11 protein-coding genes, 8 pseudogenes and 2 other annotated features are annotated in these 18,510 nt (G+C 60.1%); of the genes and pseudogenes, 12 read left to right on the top strand and 7 right to left on the bottom strand.

Translation table 11 applies throughout. The features are described 5' to 3' along the window. Positions 1–133 precede the first annotated feature (133 nt). A complete protein-coding gene (locus tag HK436_RS25300) occupies positions 134–649 on the bottom strand; it encodes an Hsp20/alpha crystallin family protein (RefSeq protein WP_173194429.1) in 516 nt (171 codons plus the stop codon). Positions 650–745: 96 nt separating this feature from the next. Further along, positions 746–1,219 (bottom strand): Hsp20 family protein, encoded by a 474-nt coding sequence (locus HK436_RS25295; RefSeq protein WP_173194567.1) that lies wholly within the window; start codon positions 1,217–1,219, stop codon positions 746–748. Positions 1,220–1,428: 209 nt separating this feature from the next. Here HK436_RS25295 and HK436_RS25290 point away from each other — a divergent pair, with 209 nt between their 5' ends. Together HK436_RS25290 and HK436_RS33815 are read left to right on the top strand one after the other, a co-directional pair. Next, positions 1,429–1,644: a hypothetical protein gene (locus tag HK436_RS25290; protein WP_173194428.1), complete on the top strand. Its 216-nt coding sequence runs from the start codon at positions 1,429–1,431 to the stop codon at positions 1,642–1,644. Between the two features lie 208 nt (positions 1,645–1,852). Beyond that, entirely contained in the window at positions 1,853–2,086 is a 234-nt protein-coding gene (locus HK436_RS33815) for a DUF982 domain-containing protein (protein ID WP_173194566.1), read from the top strand. On the opposite strand, the gene HK436_RS33810 is transcribed toward HK436_RS33815, so the two are convergent. Continuing rightward, positions 2,080–2,208 (bottom strand): hypothetical protein, encoded by a 129-nt coding sequence (locus HK436_RS33810; RefSeq protein WP_376769214.1) that lies wholly within the window; start codon positions 2,206–2,208, stop codon positions 2,080–2,082. The two genes, HK436_RS33815 and HK436_RS33810, sit on opposite strands and share 7 nt — an antisense overlap. An 83-nt stretch (positions 2,209–2,291) precedes the next feature. Between HK436_RS33810 and HK436_RS25275 the strand changes: the two are divergent. Further along, positions 2,292–2,546 (top strand): annotated as a pseudogene (locus HK436_RS25275) (TCP-1/cpn60 chaperonin family protein); the annotation flags it as partial. Positions 2,547–2,938: 392 nt separating this feature from the next. On the opposite strand, the gene HK436_RS25270 reads toward HK436_RS25275, so the two are convergent. Further along, complete coding sequence (locus HK436_RS25270) at positions 2,939–3,229, bottom strand: DUF3175 domain-containing protein (protein WP_173194426.1); 291 nt, start codon at positions 3,227–3,229, stop codon at positions 2,939–2,941. Positions 3,230–3,345: 116 nt separating this feature from the next. Here HK436_RS25270 and HK436_RS25265 point away from each other — a divergent pair, with 116 nt between their 5' ends. Then, positions 3,346–4,047, top strand: a complete 702-nt coding sequence (locus tag HK436_RS25265) for a cation efflux transmembrane domain-containing protein (RefSeq protein WP_173194425.1) — start codon at positions 3,346–3,348, stop codon at positions 4,045–4,047. A gap of 124 nt (positions 4,048–4,171) precedes the next feature. On the opposite strand, the pseudogene HK436_RS25260 reads toward HK436_RS25265, so the two are convergent. Next, a pseudogene (locus HK436_RS25260) lies at positions 4,172–5,399 on the bottom strand (IS3 family transposase). Then, positions 5,003–5,118, bottom strand: a sequence feature (AL1L pseudoknot). (Overlaps the previous pseudogene by 116 nt.) A gap of 78 nt (positions 5,400–5,477) precedes the next feature. Here HK436_RS25260 and HK436_RS25255 point away from each other — a divergent pair. After that, positions 5,478–5,660, top strand: coding sequence for a hypothetical protein (locus HK436_RS25255; protein ID WP_173194424.1), 183 nt, complete (start codon positions 5,478–5,480; stop codon positions 5,658–5,660). A gap of 349 nt (positions 5,661–6,009) precedes the next feature. Here HK436_RS25255 and HK436_RS25250 read toward each other — a convergent pair. Next, positions 6,010–8,294 (bottom strand): annotated as a pseudogene (locus HK436_RS25250) (cbb3-type cytochrome c oxidase subunit I); the annotation flags it as partial. A 52-nt stretch (positions 8,295–8,346) separates the two neighbouring features. On the opposite strand from HK436_RS25250, the gene HK436_RS25245 reads away from it, so the two are divergent. The 3 genes and pseudogenes from HK436_RS25245 (at position 8,347) to HK436_RS25235 (ending at position 12,851) form a co-directional block, all read left to right on the top strand. Next, positions 8,347–9,575, top strand: a protein-coding gene (locus HK436_RS25245) for an IS3 family transposase (protein WP_173187516.1) whose coding sequence is annotated in 2 segments (ribosomal slippage) — positions 8,347–8,635 and positions 8,635–9,575 — 1,230 coding nt in all. Because the reading frame shifts where the segments join, the coding sequence is not laid out codon by codon here. Then, positions 8,628–8,744: a sequence feature (AL1L pseudoknot), on the top strand. (Overlaps the previous gene by 117 nt.) A 76-nt stretch (positions 9,576–9,651) precedes the next feature. Continuing rightward, positions 9,652–12,038 (top strand): annotated as a pseudogene (locus HK436_RS25240) (thiamine pyrophosphate-binding protein). Between the two features lie 489 nt (positions 12,039–12,527). Next, entirely contained in the window at positions 12,528–12,851 is a 324-nt protein-coding gene (locus HK436_RS25235; RefSeq protein ID WP_312860736.1) for a DUF982 domain-containing protein, read from the top strand. A gap of 403 nt (positions 12,852–13,254) precedes the next feature. Here the strand turns inward: HK436_RS25235 and HK436_RS31845 are convergent. Next, positions 13,255–13,373: pseudogene (locus HK436_RS31845) on the bottom strand (VirB3 family type IV secretion system protein); the annotation flags it as partial. Positions 13,374–14,145: 772 nt separating this feature from the next. Between HK436_RS31845 and repA the strand changes: the two are divergent. The 4 genes and pseudogenes from repA to repC all read left to right on the top strand — a co-directional run bounded on the left by repA (position 14,146) and on the right by repC (position 18,146). Then, positions 14,146–15,374, top strand: a pseudogene (repA, locus tag HK436_RS25230) (plasmid partitioning protein RepA). Positions 15,375–15,635: 261 nt separating this feature from the next. Continuing rightward, positions 15,636–16,235: pseudogene (gene repB, locus HK436_RS33250) on the top strand (plasmid partitioning protein RepB); the annotation flags it as partial. A gap of 110 nt (positions 16,236–16,345) precedes the next feature. Next, complete coding sequence (locus HK436_RS33245; protein ID WP_312860757.1) at positions 16,346–16,645, top strand: hypothetical protein; 300 nt, start codon at positions 16,346–16,348, stop codon at positions 16,643–16,645. Positions 16,646–16,833: 188 nt separating this feature from the next. After that, a pseudogene (repC, locus tag HK436_RS25220) lies at positions 16,834–18,146 on the top strand (plasmid replication protein RepC). Positions 18,147–18,510: the final 364 nt, after the last annotated feature.

Raw genomic sequence — 18,510 nt, 5'->3', positions numbered from 1 at the left:
CTCGATTGCTTTGACGCGGGCACGAGGGGGCTCCTCTCGATCATTGCGTGCGGCACATCCCAAGCTCTATGGGGCGGCGGAAAAGACCGTCCGAAGGCTGGCTGGTTTCGCAGCCTTCGAGCGGTAGGCAGGTTCAACCAGTACCGTTAATTGTAATCCGCTTGCTCTTTGCCTGAGCGCGTTCGGTTTTGGGTAGAGTGACGGTGAGAACACCACTCTTGAAATCTGCGCTTACCTTATCGTCGTCGATTTCATAACCGAACGGTATCCGGCGCTCAAAGCGGCCGTAGAAGCGTTCGGAGAATCGACGATCCTTCTCCTCGGACTCGGCTCTCTTCTCGCCCCGTAGCGTCAGCACGCCATCCTCGAGCAGCACTTCGATGTCCTCCGCCTCGAGGCCGGCGACCTCAGCGGTTACGCGTATTTCCTTTTCGTTGTCGGACACCTCCACGTTGGGCCAACTTCCACCAAACGATGAGGCTCTGCCGAGGGTAGCCGCATGGCCACCAAAGCCTCGAAACACATCGTCGAACAGCCGGTTCATCTCGCGATGCAGCGAGAGGAACGGGTCGCGCGTATCGCCGTCGCGAAACACGGCGGGAACCTGACCTCGCTCCCGGTTCCAAGGGATCACGTCACGCAAACTCATTGTCATTCTCCTTTCAGTTTCGGTAGTTCGCAACAAAGCCGTCGACGAGGACCGGGCCTACAGCCCGGCCCTGTCAGCTCTCGCGTACGGGACCGCTCAGGCAGCCTGTTTGTCGGTTCCGCCCTTGCGGTGTTCGACCTTGGGCGTATCGGCGCTGCCGATCTCGATCCGGCGCGGTTTCATCTCTTCGGGAATCTCACGCTTGAGATCGACGGTCAGCAGGCCGTTTTCGAGGCCGGCGCCGGTCACCTGGACGTGGTCGGCCAATTCGAAGCGGCGCTGAAAGGCCCGGCCCGCGATGCCGCGGTGCAGGTATTCTCCTTCATCCTCTGGGGATTTTTGGCCAGAGACCAGTAGCAGGTTCCGTTCCTGCGTTATGGATAATTCGTCCTGACCAAAGCCAGCCACCGCCATCGTGATGCGGTAGGCGTCTTCGCCCGTTCTGGCGATGTCGTAAGGAGGCCAGTTATCGACGGCAGTCGTCTGGCTGGCGTTTTCGAGCAGGTCGAAAACGCGGTCGAAGCCGATGCTTGACCGGTAGAGTGGTGAAAAGTCGAATGCGGTTCTCATAGCCATATCCTCCGTTTGAGCAACATGGGTACGAGGAGCGCCAAGAAGCCGGCGCTCCTGACCATGCCGGCCCCGCAGGCAACCGGCAATATCGATTTGGGAATTCAGTGCTGGCCCGTCAAGGCCTTCTTCGAACCGGCGGAACTTTGGACGTGACCTTGGGTTTGCCATCATGGCTTCAAGCATGTTGAACCGATGGAGGATTGAACATGCCGATCACACGCGCTGACGTCATATCTGTTCTGGGACCCACCGATGAAGTGCTGGTCGTGGAACTGATAGCCTCGGAAGCATCGATAGAAGAGTTGCGCGAGGCATGGGAATGGCTCAACAACGAGGAAGCGCTCATCGGTGCCGGACGTCCGCTGCCAGGTCCCATGGTCAGCAGGCTGATCGACATACTGGATGATGATGACGAGAGATGATGCCGTGCGGCGGCGGCCTCTGGCTCCTTGAAGAGAGAACAGTCGTTGCCCATCTTGGACGAGGGCCCAAGGTTTGCTTGGCCAATTACGTTTTCAAAAGACGACCAAAACAAGCGGAGGAAGTGATGAATGATGTCACGTTTTCCGAGCCGGTGACCGTGGTTTTGCCCGCGGCAGCCAGCGCAAGGTTGCAACCAGCTTTGAGGCAATCGAATGTCTCCAGAATGAGTGGCCGCTATGGGCCCGCGGACGCAGCTGGCGAAAGGCATGCATGGCGTGCCGTAATGCGCTCGACGGCTGGTGCAGCGCAAAAGCAGCGAGACGACGCTTCATCAAGGCCGCGAAACATGCCCACCTGATGCCTGGCTACCATGCTACAGTTAGCCCTGTGTGGGGCTGGCCGGCTTGCAAGACTGGAAATACCGCCCAGATCGCTCAGTGAACCGATAGGATGCCGTCGAAGGCCCTCCATTCCGATGGTCTGATTAGACGGTGGTGGGCGACGTGCACGAAATGAAGCGGCCCTTCCAGCGTCTCCCTCCAGTATTCCAGGAATCCGCGCAGTTCGGGGAAGTTGGATGCAAGGTCGTATTCCTGCCAGACATAGAGCTGGAGGAGGGGTGGTCCGGCAAATGATAGTGTCTTTCAAAGAGGGTGCATTGCCTTGCGGTGGTGTTGCTCTGCTGAGGGCGGCCAAGGCACTGGAGACCATCCCGGTCGACAACGCGGATCAGCGGACGGGAGTTGAGATCGTACGCCGCGCGATCGAGGCGCCGGTCCGCCAGATCGCCGAGAATGCCGGTGCCGACGGCTCGATCATCGTCGGCAAGCTGCGGGAGAAGGCCAAGTTTGGTTGGGGCTGGAACGCCCAGACCGACGAATTCGGCGATCTCTACAAGCAGGCGCAGGGGTACCAATAGCACCGGTCAAATGAATCTTTGGACGTATTATCCTCCGGGGCTGGAGCATGTGTTGCACCCTAAACCTCGTCGACGATCTCTCTCGTGAGCCGTATGGAGTTACCCAGTAGGCACTCTCCATTTTGCCATTCGCGGTAAGGGTTGAAAGCCGTCTACCGATCACCGGCGTGTCGTTTTTCTGCTTGGATCCACACCTTCCGACTTGTGGGTCTGCGCCTGCGTTTGGTCGACCGGTTCAGACAGACCGAAACGTCCGGCAGGTTTCCGGTTTTCTGCCGCCTCCTGAGAAAACGCGTGGGAGGGATCGTCGCTACGCACAGGCTTCGCGATCCGCTTTCCGGTCTCTCGCCTGTTCGCCGTCTGTTTCGCAGTCATCAGTTCTTCCTCTTCCTGCCATAGAGCGTTCGTAGTTCGTCCTTCGCATCCTCGAGCACGCGGCGTCGTCTGGCGCGCAAGTTCTTGCCCGCACGGTTGATGTAGAAAGTCAGCATCGACATCGCGGAGCGAAACGGCTCGGTATTACGTCGGTCGCTTCGTTCAGCTGATCTTTTCAGCGAACGCGCGACGTCCTTGGGGTCGTCCCGTAGAAAGACATCTTCTTCGAGATCGAGCGCGTCACTCTCCTCGGTCACCTTTGCAGACCAGTCTTTTGTCGATCTAGCCATCGTCCTCTTCCAAATGGTTGGAACGGGTTCCATCGCCCGATGTTCCATACTGGGCGAACCCAACCGTCGCTCAAGCGTTCCGGCAGTACGGGTCGATCAGCCACGGAGGCGGGACCGTGAGAACCATCACCGCACATGAATTTCCGCAAGAGATAGCCTACGTCTACGCGCGGGCTCGGCGCCTGGAGTGGATCGCGGTGGGCTATATCGCCAGCTCCACTGCGTTTCTATTCTTCGTCATGGGCAGTTCGCAGGCAATGCGCACGAGCTTCTTCGAGGACGCGGTCAGCATAGTGCCGGCAGTGGCGTTCCTCGTCTGCACCAGGCTGGCGCGGCGCGCGCCCACCGACAACTTTCCCTACGGCCTGCACCGCGCAACCTCGATCGGCCACCTCATCGCAGCGTTGGCGCTGTCGACAATGGGGTTGTTTCTGCTGATCGAGGGTGGTCTGAAACTGATTTCTCAGGAGAAGGCGACTATCGGCACAGTCACATTCCTGGGGCATTCGATCTGGGCCGGCTGGCCGATGCTGATAGCCCTGCTCTACACGGCCGTCCATCCTTCTTCCTGGGCGCATGAAGACAAGGCTAGCACCCTGCCTGCACGACAAAATCCTGCATGCGGACGCGGCGATCATGCGCGCCGACTGGATGTCGGAAACGGCCGCCGCGGCCGGTGTGATCGGACTGGGCGTTGGCATCTGGTGGCTCGACCCCTTCGCTGCGATTGTTGTCTCGGGCAGCATCATGCGCGACGGTTGGGCCAATTTAAGTGTCGCCGTAACCGACCTGGCGGATCGCAGGCCAATGAAGACTGACGGATCAGACTGGGAGTACCTGCCGGAAGAGGTGCGGCAGACGCTGGAAAATCTCGACTGAGTGCAGCAGGCGGAAGTACGCCTCTGAACCGCCCCGGGTTTGCCGGAGGCCGTTTCTTTTGAGTCACGCGGCCATGGCTGGTTCTTCCAGCATGGCGTAGTAGCGTTCCTCGGCTTCCGCCGGCGGGATGTTGCCGATGGGCTCCAGCAGCCGGCGATTGTTGAACCAGTCGACCCAGGTCAGCGTGGCGAACTCTACGGCCTCGAAGCTACGCCATGGCCCGCGCCGATGAATGACCTCGGCCTTGTAGAGGCCGTTGATCGTCTCGGCGAGAGCATTGTCGTAGGAATCGCCCACACTGCCGACGGAGGGTTCGATGCCGGCTTCGGCCAGTCGCTCGGTGTAGCGGATGCTGACATATTGAGACCCCCTGTCGGAATGGTGCACCAGGCCGCCGCGGTGGATGGGCCGCCGTTCGTGCAGGGCCTGTTCGAGAGCATCGAGGACAAAGCCCGCATGGGCGGTCCTGCTCACCCGCCAGCCGACGATGCGGCGGGCATAGGCATCGATGACGAAGGCCACGTAAACGAAGCCGGACCAGGTGCTGACGTAGGTGAAGTCCGACAGCCACAGCCTGTTCGGCGCGGGGGCATGGAAGACCCGGTTCACATGGTCGAGCGGGCACGGGGCGGCCTTGTCCTGCACCGTGGTGCGGATCGGCTTGCCGCGGATGACGCCCTGAAGGCCGAGGTCGGCCATCAGCCGCTCGACCGTGCAGCGCGCGACGGCGAAGCCTTCACGCAGCATCTGCCGCCAGACCTTGCGCGCGCCATAGACCTCGAAGTTCTCGGCGAAGACGCGCTCGATCTCAGGCCTCAGGACACCGTCCCGCTTCGCCCGCGCCGACAGCTTCTCCGGATCGACGCGCTTGGCGACGTGGTCGTGGTAGGTCGACGGGGCGATCGGCAGAACCTTGCAGATCGGCTCGACCCCATGGACCCGCGGTGATCGTCTATGAACCCGATCATCGTTTGAACGGGCGGTCGAGCTCCGCCTGGGCAAAATAAGCGGAAGCCTTGCGCAGGATCTCGTTGGCCTGCCGAAGCTCCCGGTTCTCCCTCTCTAGCGCCTTCAGCTTTGCCGCCATGTCCGTCGGCACACCGGCGCGCTTGCCGGCGTCTACCTCGGACTTCTTCACCCACTCGTTCAGCGTCTGGCCCGTGCAGCCGATCTTGGACGCGATCGACATGACCGCAGCCCACCGGGAGGGATGTTCATGTTCGTGATCCAGCACCAGCCGCACGGCTCGCTGGCGCACTTCCGGGGAAAACTTGTTCGTCGTCTTGCTCATGATGGCTCCACCTTCTCAGGAGTTGGAGCCTCCGGCAAACCCGGAGCGGTTCACCTCCGGGAAGAGGGGCACTTCTTCATGGGCGAAGCCTTCGTGGTGCCCAAAGCTGGTACAGCTCGGCTGACGACCCTGATTATGGAGGCAGCTGCGACGGTGAAATCACTGGATTGGCGCGTGCACGATATCGTCATCATGCCCGTGCAAAGCCTTTCGCAGATGAAGGAGGACGAGCGTTCTCACCGTAGGGAAACGCAAGCCTGAACGATAAGCGCGGCCGAGCCGGTCCAGATGGCAGCGATAAGGGAGAGTGCTCCGATGAGCCGCGCAATCGTAATGATCGCGTTCGTGTCCGGCCTCTGCCGTTCCAGTCCGGTTAACCGCGACACCTGGACAGGGGTGATGACGATTGGCGCGATTAATGCGACTGAAAAAACCGTCGCGGTACCGACAAGGATGGATGACGTATGCTCTTGCCCGCCCAGCGCGCATAGGAACGTGTGGCCCACATAGACGAGGGAAAATTGCAGTCCCCACACGATCAGGCCCCAAAGGAGGAATAGCATCGTTGCGATGGTCGAGGGGTCTCGCCGAGGTGCGGGGATATCTTGTGTCACGACATCACTCTCGGAAAGCCGTGGACGAGAAGAAGACCGAACAGCATCTGCAGCAGAGCGTACCCGAAAAGCAGCGCTACATTTTCATAGCTGACCCGGCGGATGTGATCGAGGCGCCCGGCCAAACATCGCGCAGCGGCAACAGCAAGCATCATGACAAGAGCAAATGCGAGCTGCCCATCGAGCACACCGGCCATATAGACCATGGCTCCGTAGGCATTCTCAGTCGGGCGCAGACCGCTCTGCCAGTGGCCCCAGAGATTGCTAGCAACAGCTGCCACGAGGCAGACAGCGGTAAGAACGAACAGCAGCGGCGCGGCAACCCCGCGCTGGCCTGGTTCCGGCAGCAAGCTGTTGGCAGCCATGAGCGAGACACCACCGGCCAAAACAAGCCCCGCTGACGTCCATGGCCAAACGACACCGGGAAGCGATGGCGAGCCATCCGGCGCCCACACCTCGGGTGAGACCACCCAAAGGTAGAGATACGAAAAACGTAGGCGAGATAGAGTGAACCGGCGACCAGAACGAGGACGACAGTCGCCCACCACGCGTGCGAGGAGGGTCCGCTCATATACGTCGGCAGCTTGACGCCCGCCCCGATGTCGACCTCGCCTGCGTTAGGCCCCTTGTCCAGTCCCCAGGTCCAAACCAGCATCGCACCGATCGCGACGACGCTGCATATGACCGCCATCGTGACTGCCTTGATGGTCAGCAACAGGAAGAACGCCGCGGTGAAGATCGCCGCAATCACATGCGCGTATCCCGGCCCTGGCATGCGGATAATATATTGCGGACGCCCCTCGATGGCGCTCGTGACGATCGTCTCGCGGCCGCCCGTCGGCGCGTTGGGCAGGAAGTGACGTCCCTTCTCCACCTCTTCAGGAAGATTGGGCTGGTCCCACAGTGGGTCGCGGCTGGTGACCAGGGGAATGCTGCGCGTTGAATAGACGTCGTTGGGAAGCCATTCGAGTGTGCTGGCGCCCCATGGGTTATCCGGTCCCGCCGATCCCGTGATGACAGGCCGGAAGCGCCTTGCCAGGTCCACAACGAAGAGCGCGACGCCTGCGGCAAATATGTAGGCGCCCACGGTGGAGATCATGTTGAGTGCGTCCCACCCGACGTCGCCGGGATAGGTCCAGACGCGCCGCGGCATGCCTCGCAGGCCCGTAATGTGCATTGGGAAAAAGGTAACGTGGAAGCCGATGAACATCAGCCAGAAAACCCAACGCCCGACGCGCTCGGAAAGCATGTTCCTGCTCACCATCGGAAGCCAGTAATAAAAGGTCGCAAACAACGGAAAGACCATCCCGCCGATCAGCACGTAATGGAAATGGGCAACCACGAAGTAGGAGTCGTGCACCTGGAAATCGACTGGCACCAGCGCCACCATGATGCCGGTAAGCCCGCCCATAGTGAAAATGAACAGGAACCCGAGGACGAGCAGCGAAGGCGTGTTGATCCGGAAGCGTTCCTTGCTGGCCGCGATCGTTGCAATCCAAGAAAACACCTGGATGCCGGACGGTATGGCAACCGCCATGCTCGCTGCCGAAAAGAATGCGAGACTCAGCGACGGTATCCCCGTTGTGAACATGTGGTGGACCCAAAGGCCGAACGAGAAGAAGCCGGTGCCTATGAGGGCGACGACAATGAGGTCATGCCCCACCAAGGGCCGTCGCGCCATCGTCGAGACGATCATCGAGACGAGGCCAGCGGCCGGCAGGAAGATGATATAGACCTCCGGGTGGCCAAAGAACCAGAATAGATGCTGCCAAAGCAGTGGATCCCCGCCTCCGTCGGCTGAGAAGAAGGGCCAGCCAAATGACCGCTCGATTTCGAGGAGCATGGTGCCCAGGATGACTGCGGGAAAGGCGAAGATGATCATCGCCGCAAAAATGAGCATCGCCCAGGCGAAGATCGGCATCTTAGCCAGCGACATACCCGGCGGCCGTGTCTTGAGTGTGCCCACTACGATTTCCACGGCGCCGGCGATCGCCGATATTTCGATGAAACCAATGCCGAGCAGCCAGAAATCAGCGTTGTCGCCTGGTGAGAATTCCTTGAGTGTCAAAGGCGTGTACATGAACCAGCCGCCTTTGGGCGCCAGATCGTAAAACACGGTCGAGAAGAAGACGAGGCCGCCCACGACATAGGCCCAGACGGCGAAGGCGGAGAGCCGTGGGAAGGGCAGGTCACGCGCGGCAAGCATCTGAGGCAACAGCATCACGCCAAGGGCTTCGACCGCAGGCACGGCAAACAGGAACATCATCGTGGTGCCGTGTATGAACCGCTCCGGGTTTGCCGGAGGCTCCAACTCCTGAGAAGGTGGAGCCATCATGAGCAAGACGACGAACAAGTTTTCCCCGGAAGTGCGCCAGCGAGCCGTGCGGCTGGTGCTGGATCACGAACATGAACATCCCTCCCGGTGGGCTGCGGTCATGTCGATCGCGTCCAAGATCGGCTGCACGGGCCAGACGCTGAACGAGTGGGTGAAGAAGTCCGAGGTAGACGCCGGCAAGCGCGCCGGTGTGCCGACGGACATGGCGGCAAAGCTGAAGGCGCTAGAGAGGGAGAACCGGGAGCTTCGGCAGGCCAACGAGATCCTGCGCAAGGCTTCCGCTTATTTTGCCCAGGCGGAGCTCGACCGCCCGTTCAAACGATGATCGGGTTCATAGACGATCACCGCGGGGTCCATGGGGTCGAGCCGATCTGCAAGGTTCTGCCGATCGCCCCGTCGACCTACCACGACCACGTCGCCAAGCGCGTCGATCCGGAGAAGCTGTCGGCGCGGGCGAAGCGGGACGGTGTCCTGAGGCCTGAGATCGAGCGCGTCTTCGCCGAGAACTTCGAGGTCTATGGCGCGCGCAAGGTCTGGCGGCAGATGCTGCGTGAAGGCTTCGCCGTCGCGCGCTGCACGGTCGAGCGGCTGATGGCCGACCTCGGCCTTCAGGGCGTCATCCGCGGCAAGCCGATCCGCACCACGGTGCAGGACAAGGCCGCCCCGTGCCCGCTCGACCATGTGAACCGGGTCTTCCATGCCCCCGCGCCGAACAGGCTGTGGCTGTCGGACTTCACCTACGTCAGCACCTGGTCCGGCTTCGTTTACGTGGCCTTCGTCATCGATGCCTATGCCCGCCGCATCGTCGGCTGGCGGGTGAGCAGGACCGCCCATGCGGGCTTTGTCCTCGATGCTCTCGAACAGGCCCTGCACGAACGGCGGCCCATCCACCGCGGCGGCCTGGTGCACCATTCCGACAGGGGGTCTCAATATGTCAGCATCCGCTACACCGAGCGACTGGCCGAAGCCGGCATCGAACCCTCCGTCGGCAGTGTGGGCGATTCCTACGACAATGCTCTCGCCGAGACGATCAACGGCCTCTACAAGGCCGAGGTCATTCATCGGCGCGGGCCATGGCGTAGCTTCGAGGCCGTAGAGTTCGCCACGCTGACCTGGGTCGACTGGTTCAACAATCGCCGGCTGCTGGAGCCCATCGGCAACATCCCGCCGGCGGAAGCCGAGGAACGCTACTACGCCATGCTGGAAGAACCAGCCATGGCCGCGTGACTCAAAAGAAACGGCCTCCGGCAAACCCGGGGCGGTTCAATCCTTGTAGGATCGACGCATCCAGCGGGAGATTGTCATGGCCGATTTGCAGATGCTTAGTGAACTTGAACGCAAGGTATTGTGGCTAGCCACCTGGACGATCCATCACGCCAATCACGTGCGCGACAACGGTGATGGCCTAAAGGTCGGCGGCCACCAGGCGTCCTCCGCATCGCTGTCGACAATCATGACAGCGCTCCATTTCCATGCGCTCCAGCCTCAAGATCGCATCGCGGTCAAACCTCATGCAAGCCCCCTCTTCCATGCGATCCAGTACCTGGTTGGCAACCAGACTCGCGACAAGCTGGAGAACTTTCGCGGCTACAAGGGTGCGCAATCCTATCCGTCTCGCACCAAGGACGTCGACGACGTCGACTTCTCGACAGGCTCCGTTGGACTGGGAGTGGCCCAGACGATCTTCGCTTCTCTGGTGCAGGATTACGTGCGCGCCAAAGGATGGGCCGACACCCAACCGGGGGCAAGATGGTGGCGCTCGTCGGCGACGCGGAAATGGACGAGGGCAATATCTTCGAAGCACTGCTGGAAGGCTGGAAGCATGGGTTGCGCAATACCTGGTGGGTGATCGACTACAATCGCCAAAGCCTTGACGCTGTTGTGCGGGAGGGCCTCTGGACCCGGTTCGAAGCCATTTTCCAGAACTTTGGCTGGGACGTCGTCATCCTCAAATATGGAAAACGGCAACAGGCTGCCTTCGCTGAGCCTGGCGGCGAGAAGCTGCGCGAATGGATCGATGCCTGTCCCAACCAACTCTACTCCGCCCTTACCTTCCAGGGAGGAGCAGCGTGGCGCAAGCGCTTGCTGGACGATCTTGGAGATCAGGGTCCGGTCTCGCAACTGATCGAGAGACGCAATGACAGCGAACTAGAGCTGCTGATGTCCAATCTTGGCGGTCACGACATCGAAGCATTGCTCGCAGCCTTTGAGGAAGCGCGCTCACATGACCGCCCCGTCTGCTTTCTTGCCTACACGATCAAGGGCTACGGACTGCCGCTTGCCGGACACAAGGACAATCACGCCGGATTGATGACCCCAGGCCAGTTGGAGACTTTCAGAGAGACCATGAACGTTCGGGAAGGCCACGAGTGGGATCCGTTCGAGGGCCTGTCGGTAAGCCAGGCTCAGGCGCGCACCTATCTTGCCCGGGTGCCATTTACCCAGCGCGGCCGCCGCAGATTTGTCGCCCCCGACATCCCAGTGCCCGAGCGGCTTTCCCTCACCTATCAGCCCACCATGTCGACCCAACAGGGCTTCGGTCTGATCATGCATGAGATTGCCAAGGGCGGTGAACCATTGGCAGATCGCATAGTCACGACTTCGCCAGATGTAACGGTGTCGACGAATCTGGGCGCCTGGGTCAATCGCCGCGGTCTCTTCTCAAGGCAGACCACTCCCGATCTTTTCAGATCCGAGCGCATACCCTCAACCTACAACTGGACATTCTCCCCGCGCGGCCAGCACATGGAACTGGGCATAGCGGAGATGAACCTGTTTGTTCTGCTATCGGCACTCGGGCTCTCACATTCGATTTTCGGCGAGCGAATACTGCCAGTTGGCACGCTCTATGACCCCTTCATTGAACGCGGCCTCGATGCTCTGAATTATGCCTGTTACCAGGATGCAAGGTTTATGATCGCTGCCACGCCCTCAGGCGTGACGCTAGCTCCCGAAGGAGGAGCGCATCAGTCGATCGCAACCCCTCTCATCGGGATGTCTCAAGACGGATTGGCAAGTTTCGAACCGGCATTCGTCGATGAACTTGCGACCATCATGCGCTGGGGCTTCGAGTACATGCAGCGGTCTGGCGAGGCCGAGCCAGATCAAATGACATGGCTACGCGACGCAATCGGCGGCTCCGTCTATCTGCGGCTGTCAACCCGTACCCTCGACCAACCGAAACGGGATATGACACCAGAACTGCGAGCAGACGTCATCAACGGCGGCTATTGGATGCGAAAGCCGGGCCCCAACGCCGAAGTCATCATTGCCTACACCGGTGTGGTCGCCACCGAGGCAATAGAAGCAACCGGGATGTTAGGTGAAGACCGACGCGACGTAGGTCTCCTTGCGATAACTTCGGCAGATCGCCTCAATGCCGGGTGGACAGCGGCACAGCGTGCGCGCGAAGCCGGCCTTGCCTACGCAACAAGTCATGTCGAGAGACTACTCAGCGACATTCCTGCTCATTGCAGCATCGTTACGGTGATAGATGGTCATCCTGCAACGCTCGGCTGGCTAGGCTCGGTGCACGGTCATCGGCTGAGGCCCCTGGGTATCGAGCATTTCGGGCAGACCGGATCGATAGCCGAGCTTTATCGCCATTACGGGATCGACGCGCTCGGGATCGTTGCAGCAGCCGAGGCGCTCACGCCGGGCAAGCCGATCAGGCGGTTCCGCACCATCTAAAGCCTAGCGGTTCGTCGTGCATTGCTGATCCAAGGAGGCGCCTCCCCGGTCTTCCGCGATCTAAGAGCCACAATTCCAACCTACGCCAACCAACCTTCTTCCGCTTGACGTGTCGATCGTTCCGCCATTACGTCGCGAACATTGTTTGGGGGCGTGGGCCGTGCATTACTTCATCTACGAGAACCGGGCACAAGGCCGGGTCCGGGTCCACGTCGCCGAGTGTGGCTTCTGTGCGGCCAAAGAAGGGTTCCAGCAACTCGATTCATCCAGAAATGGCCAATGGCACGGCCCCTATGAGCGCGAGGTTGCCTTTAGCAAAGCGGCTAAGCTGGGTTGGAGTGACGTGCGGCCCTGCCCCACCTGCCGGCCCTAGCGAGCAGCCGACTGGTTGAGGCGAGCCATCTCAGGGCATGGGCTTTGTCTGCGAAGCGTAGAACAGCTGAGACAATCGATTGCCGTTTGGCATAAGGGCTGCACTGCTCGAAATACATGTTCGCATCGTGCCGCCCCCAAAAGTATGCCGGTACGCCACTTGCAGATTGGCCATGGGCTGCCCTAACATTAGGAATGAGTAAATTGCGTTTCCACAAGCCGGTCCGCGTGCAGCCCGGTCGCATCGATCGAGACAAGGTCGTGCTCTCCACCAAGCACGCCGCGGAAATACTGCTCAGGGATTGGCCGGACAGAGGCCAAAAGAAGCGGGAGAGAGCCATGCGGGCCTGTCTCGAAGTCATAAAGGGCCGCAAGCCTCCCAGCTATGCGCGTAAACGCATTCATTTCTGCCGCACGCGATGCCCGAATTCTGCTGGATGACTGGTCTTCGGCCCGGGTCTGTTGAACGCCGTTGGTACGTCGTTCTTTGCCGATCGGATCTGGTCGTTTCCAGAGCGCGGCCGGTGTCAGCGCAGTTGCTTGAGGCTAGTGTCTATCGGCCCTGCGAAGTTCACCAGACCCGACGGCCGCTGCACCGGGCGGGGGTAACCCAGCATGACATAGCGCTACTCAATCCGATGGCAGGTGAGTTGATCGCCACCTAGCCCGGGCGCAAGGCGTCAGCAATGATCCGCCGCCGATCGACATTGGAAAGGACGTGCCTCTTCCGGATCCGCTGGCTGCTCAGAGAGGCGCGCGTTATAGTACGCCGCCTCAATAGTCGCAGCACGTATCGGAAGCAGAAGATTCTTCTCCACCCGAACATTGAAGCGTTACCCCGGCCAATGATGGCGGCGAGTCCGGCCATCAGGACAGCGCTCGGTCGGCGCCCAGTAGTGGTTTGGGGCGCGATAGCGCGCGGTGGATCGGCGATCGGGCGAGTGAAACGGTGGGCTCAGACATGCCCCCTCCCCTTCTATCTCGCTGATCAGGAGAGCTGCCGCGAACGATCCGATGGATGCGCCGGAGGCGCCTGAAAAGGCGACGAGCTGCGTGGCGCAAAGAAGGATACCCGCGACAAGGACAAGGTGGACGAGATGGCAGGCGAAGTCGTTCAGCTCCCCGAAGAAGGTTGGGGCGGACAAGGGAGCAGGTAGAAGTCCCTCGATCTGTGGTCTCCTATCGGAAGCTCGCCGGAAACGATGGGGCGGCTATCGTCGGCTTGGGTCCCGAGGGCATATACACTACTCCCAATTTCGATCTCCGCCGCACCGGCAGTCAGCGCCCCATTTTCGTCTGCAGTCGCCGCCGCTAACTGGTGAGAGGCAGGCTTGTTCTCTGTGATCGATTAAGTGCGGATTCGAGCATGCTTGGCTTTCCGGAAACAATGCAAAAATGTGGCCTCGGCCGCGGTCCCGGGGCATCCCATCGAATCCGAGAGGTGTGTGAGTCGCTGCGATTCTCGATGAAACTGCGCGGCACGGGAGCCGCTGCCGGCACTCCCGATTGCAGTTACCCCCTTGAATCTTACAGGGCACTCGCGGGCGTAGGCATTTTCGTGTTTCTCATAAGTAGCCGAAAAACCGACGTAAATGACGACAAATAGCCGAAACGGGAATCAGCGAACCCTCTTGCCGCAAGGAGTCGTTAACCATTAAGTCCTTGCAAGGTAACGCACCTTAGGTATCGTCACGGAGAATTTGCGCGAAATGCGCTTCCACCGTGATGAGATACTATGTCCGTGACTGAAGCCGTCAGTGTGAACGCTGGCACAACCTTGGCAGCAGATGAGGCAATCGGCGCGCATGCCGAACTGTTGAGCTCGCAATTGCAAGCGATGAGCGAGATGCTGTTCCCGCCGACGTCTCGCAAGACCCTGCGCCTGTTCACCTCGGGCGAGGCGGCGAAGCTCATGGGAGTATCGGACTCCACGCTGCGCAAGATGACGCTCGCTGGCGAAGGGCCTCAGCCGAAGACCACCTCGAACGGCAGGCGACTCTACACTCTTGGGCAGATCAACGAAATCAGGCAGATTCTGGCAACCGGCACGCGAGGGCGTGACGCGGGAGATTTCATTCCCCATCGTCGCCCCGGCGAGCATCTCCAGGTTCTTGCGATCACCAATTTCAAGGGCGGGAGCGGGAAAACCACCACGTCGGCCCACTTGGCGCAATTCCTTGCACTCCAGGGCTATCGCGTCCTGGCCGTTGATCTGGATCCCCAAGCCAGTCTGTCGGCGCTTCTTGGCGTGCTGCCTGAAACGGACGTGCGTGCAAATGAAACGCTATATGCGGCTATTCGCTACGACGACCTTCGCCGTCCGCTCAGCGAAGTAATCCGTCCCACCTACTTCGATGGCCTGGACCTCGTTCCTGGGAATCTGGAGCTGATGGAGTTTGAGCATACCACTCCAAAGGCCTTGACCGACGGATCGGAGGCTAGGGACGGAATATTCTTTACCCGGGTCGCGACCGCGATCGACACCGTTTCTGATAATTACGACGTGGTTGTCATTGACTGCCCGCCGCAGCTGGGTTTCTTGACGCTATCTGGCTTGTGTGCGGCAACGTCGATGATTGTGACAGTGCATCCGCAGATGCTCGATGTCTCGTCGATGAGCCAGTTCCTTTTGATGACGCGGGATCTCCTGAGCGTGGTCCGGGAAGCCGGCGGACGACTCGAGTACGACTTTATCCGCTATTTGTTGACGCGCTTCGAGCCGCAGGATGCCCCCAGACCAAGGTGGCGGCCCTCCTGCGCAACCTGTTTGACGACCACGTAATGACCAATCCGATGGTCAAGTCTGCGGCGGTCTCCGATGCAGGGCTCACCAAACAGACGCTATATGAGATCGGGAGAGAGAACCTTACCCGGGCCACTTATGATCGCGCGATGGAATCGCTCGACGCCGTCAACGCGGAGGTCGAAGGGTTGATGAAGGTAGCATGGGGGCGAACCCGATGATGGCTCCAAGCTGTCAGTTGGGATTTCCCAACTCGATCATGGCTGAACGAACCGGGATTGCGCTCAAGGGCGCAGTCGCTTCACCTGCACGCCGCCGCAATGATCGCCGGTACGGGGTCAAGCCCGAACCCGTCAGGTCGCCAGATGGCCATGCGATCAAACTTCTCTCGGTGACGGAATCGCCTGTTGGGAGCTCCCAACCGCAGTGCGTGGATGGCGTCCAGTTGGGAGCTCCCAACATGAGCGGAGCTGAGGGGGCAGATGAGCCGGAAAGACGCCATCAACAGCCTGTTCCTCAAGAAAGCGGAAGCCCCTGCCCCGCACGCGTCCCCAGCGAAGGATCCAGAGCGCGTACGCACCGGCGCAATTGGCGCCATGGGCACGTCGCTCCAAGAGCTCACTCAGGGCGCGCGTGCCGCAGCGAAGCTCCAAGAGCAACTGAGCGCCGGTGATCATGTCGTAGAGCTGTTGCCGAACTTGATCGATCCGTCGCCAATCGCCGATAGATTGCCTGCCGATGGTGATCCCGGATTCGACCAGCTGAAGGCGAGTATAGAAACGCACGGTCAGCAGGTGCCGATTCTCGTGCGGCCGCACCCGACGTTGGAAGGCCGGTACCAGATTGCCTATGGCCGTCGACGTCTTCGCGCGCTCGCGGAGCTGAATCGGAATGTCAAGGCGATCGTTCGCAAGCTATCAGATGAGGAGTTGGTCGTTGCCCAGGGCCGGGAAAACCTGGACAGGGCCGACCTTTCGTTCATTGAAAAGGCGCTCTTTGCAAAACATCTCGAGGACGCTGGCTATGAGCGAACCGTCATTATGGCGGCGCTCTCGAGTGATAAGGCCGATTTGAGCCGCTACATAGCCGTCGCAAGACGTGTACCGGAAGCCTTGGCTCGCAAGATAGGGCCGGCCAAAAGGCCGGCCGCGCGCGATGGGTCAAGCTTGCCGAGGAACTCGAGAAGCCGGGGCTGTCGCGACGCGTCGACGACGTCATCGAGTCCGTTGGATTCCGAGAGGCGGATAGTGATGGACGCTTCTTGCTTGTGCTCAAGGCGGTATCGCCAGCCACACGACGCGTGTCGAAACCCCAGCCTTGGTCCACACCTCACGGTCGCCAGGCTGCGAAGATCATCAGGCAGGGCACGCAGACGGCTATCACGTTTGATGAAAGGCGCGTCCCGGAATTCGCAAACTTCGTAGCAGCACGGCTCGACCGGCTTTACGACGAGTTCTCACGGGCAAAGGAGGAAGATGACACAGGAAGCTGATAAGTCGCGCGCTCAGCGCGGTCATATCTGAACGCAAAAGAAAAAAGGCCCCCAAAGCGAACCTCGGAAGCCCTTTCTCACGTGTAGCAACTAGAGAATCGCACTTCCCAGAATCGCAGTCAAGGCCCGATGTGGCCTGAACCGCTTAGGGCGGCCGGATTTCTTTTGCCTGATCGTAGGTGAAGGAAATGCAGACACATCTTGCAACGACGCCCTTTGGGCGGCGGTCGATGACGCTTGGCCAGATATCAAGTCAGGTTTCAGCTAAAGCCATGCCGGCCGAAGCTATGGTTAACAAATGGGAAGTCTTCCAGCATATCCGGGAGGCACGGGAAATGCTGGGTGCTACGGACCGCGCCCTGGCAGTTCTCAACGCGCTCCTTTCCTTTCACAGGGATGCAGAGCTTCGTGCGGACGGCGTTATGATCGTTTGGCCGTCGAACGAGCAGCTCATGGCGCGTGCCAATGGCATCTCCCCGGCGACCTTGCGCCGGCACATCGCCATACTGGTCGAGTGCGGACTGGTGATCCGGCGGGACAGCCCCAATGGCAAACGCTTTGCGCGACGCGGGGCGGGGGAGAAATCGAGCAGGCTTATGGATTCGATTTGTCCCCCATCATCGCGCGAGCACAGGAATTCAAGGACCTTTCTGACGCGATGCAGGCTGAAAAGCGCGCCCTGCGCGTCGCGAGGGAGCGCCTGACACTCCTGCGGCGTGATATCGTCAAGATGATCGACGCCGGCATTGAAGAAAACGTGCCGGGGAATTGGGGCAGGGTGCTCCAAATCTACCAAGCAACCGTGTCGCAGGTTTCGCGGAGTTCCCCCCGTCAGCACCTTGAAGACGCCTGCAACGAACTGCAGGAACTGCATCTAGAGATCCGCGAGACGCTGGAATCGTTCGTTGGTTCGCAAAATATGAGCGCCAATGAGTCTCAATTTGAGCGTCACATACAGAATTCAAATACCGAACCACAGCTTGAATCTGAAACCGGCTCTCGAAAAAAGGAAGAAGCGAGCACCAGCGGCGGGAATAATCGCAATCTGCACAGCTTGCCGGCAAGGGAATTGCCATTGGGTATTGTGCTTGACGCCTGCCCTGACGTGAAAGGTTTGGCGAAAGGGGGCGAAATTCGCCACTGGCGGGATTTTCTGGCCGCCGCAGAAGTCGCGAGGCCGCTCTTGGGGGTCAGTCCCAGTGCTTGGCAGGAAGCCTGTGAAGCAATGGGCGAGGTCCAGGCTGCGATCACGCTCTCTGCAATCCTCCAGCGATCGGACCAGATCAACAGCGCCGGCGGCTATTTGCGCAATCTGACCGACAAGGCAAAAGAAGGGAAGTTTTCCACCTGGCCAATGGTCATGGCGCTCTTGCGCGCCAAACTTGATGCCAGCAGATCACCTGCACACAAGGCATCTGATCCACGAGCTGAAGGGGAAAGTCCGAGCGAGCGTTTGGAAGTATCAGACGCGCTATTGCGATCATTGGAGCGGCCGAGGTGAGGCGGAATGAAGATCGTAGTCGCGCTGTCGACCAAATTTCTCTTTGGTATCCGTGGGCTGGCTTTCTCCAGGTGCCGAACATAATAATCTGAACCTCGGATTATGGGGGCGCGGAGAGGACCACCTCATCAACTTGGGGATCTCTGATCCGCGGGGCTGGTTTCCAAAGGATCGGTTGTTCTGACGGCGAGACTTCCTCAACAGCGAGGGGAGGGGAGTCTCAAGCTCCCGATGGTCTGCCTGGGCCGATGCGGAACGAGTCTGGCCAGCGCTAGTACTCGATGCCGGTCACAACGTTGCCGATGTGACGGTCGGCCCTACCGACGGGATACCCATGCAGTCCATAGCTCCGCGCCAAGGCTGA

Origin of the sequence: Neoaquamicrobium sediminum, assembly GCF_013240295.1 — a bacterium.
Classification (GTDB): domain Bacteria; phylum Pseudomonadota; class Alphaproteobacteria; order Rhizobiales; family Rhizobiaceae; genus Aerobium; species Aerobium sediminum.
Note: the sequence above shows the minus strand (reverse complement) of the source record. Positions and strands in the feature narration are given on the sequence as shown.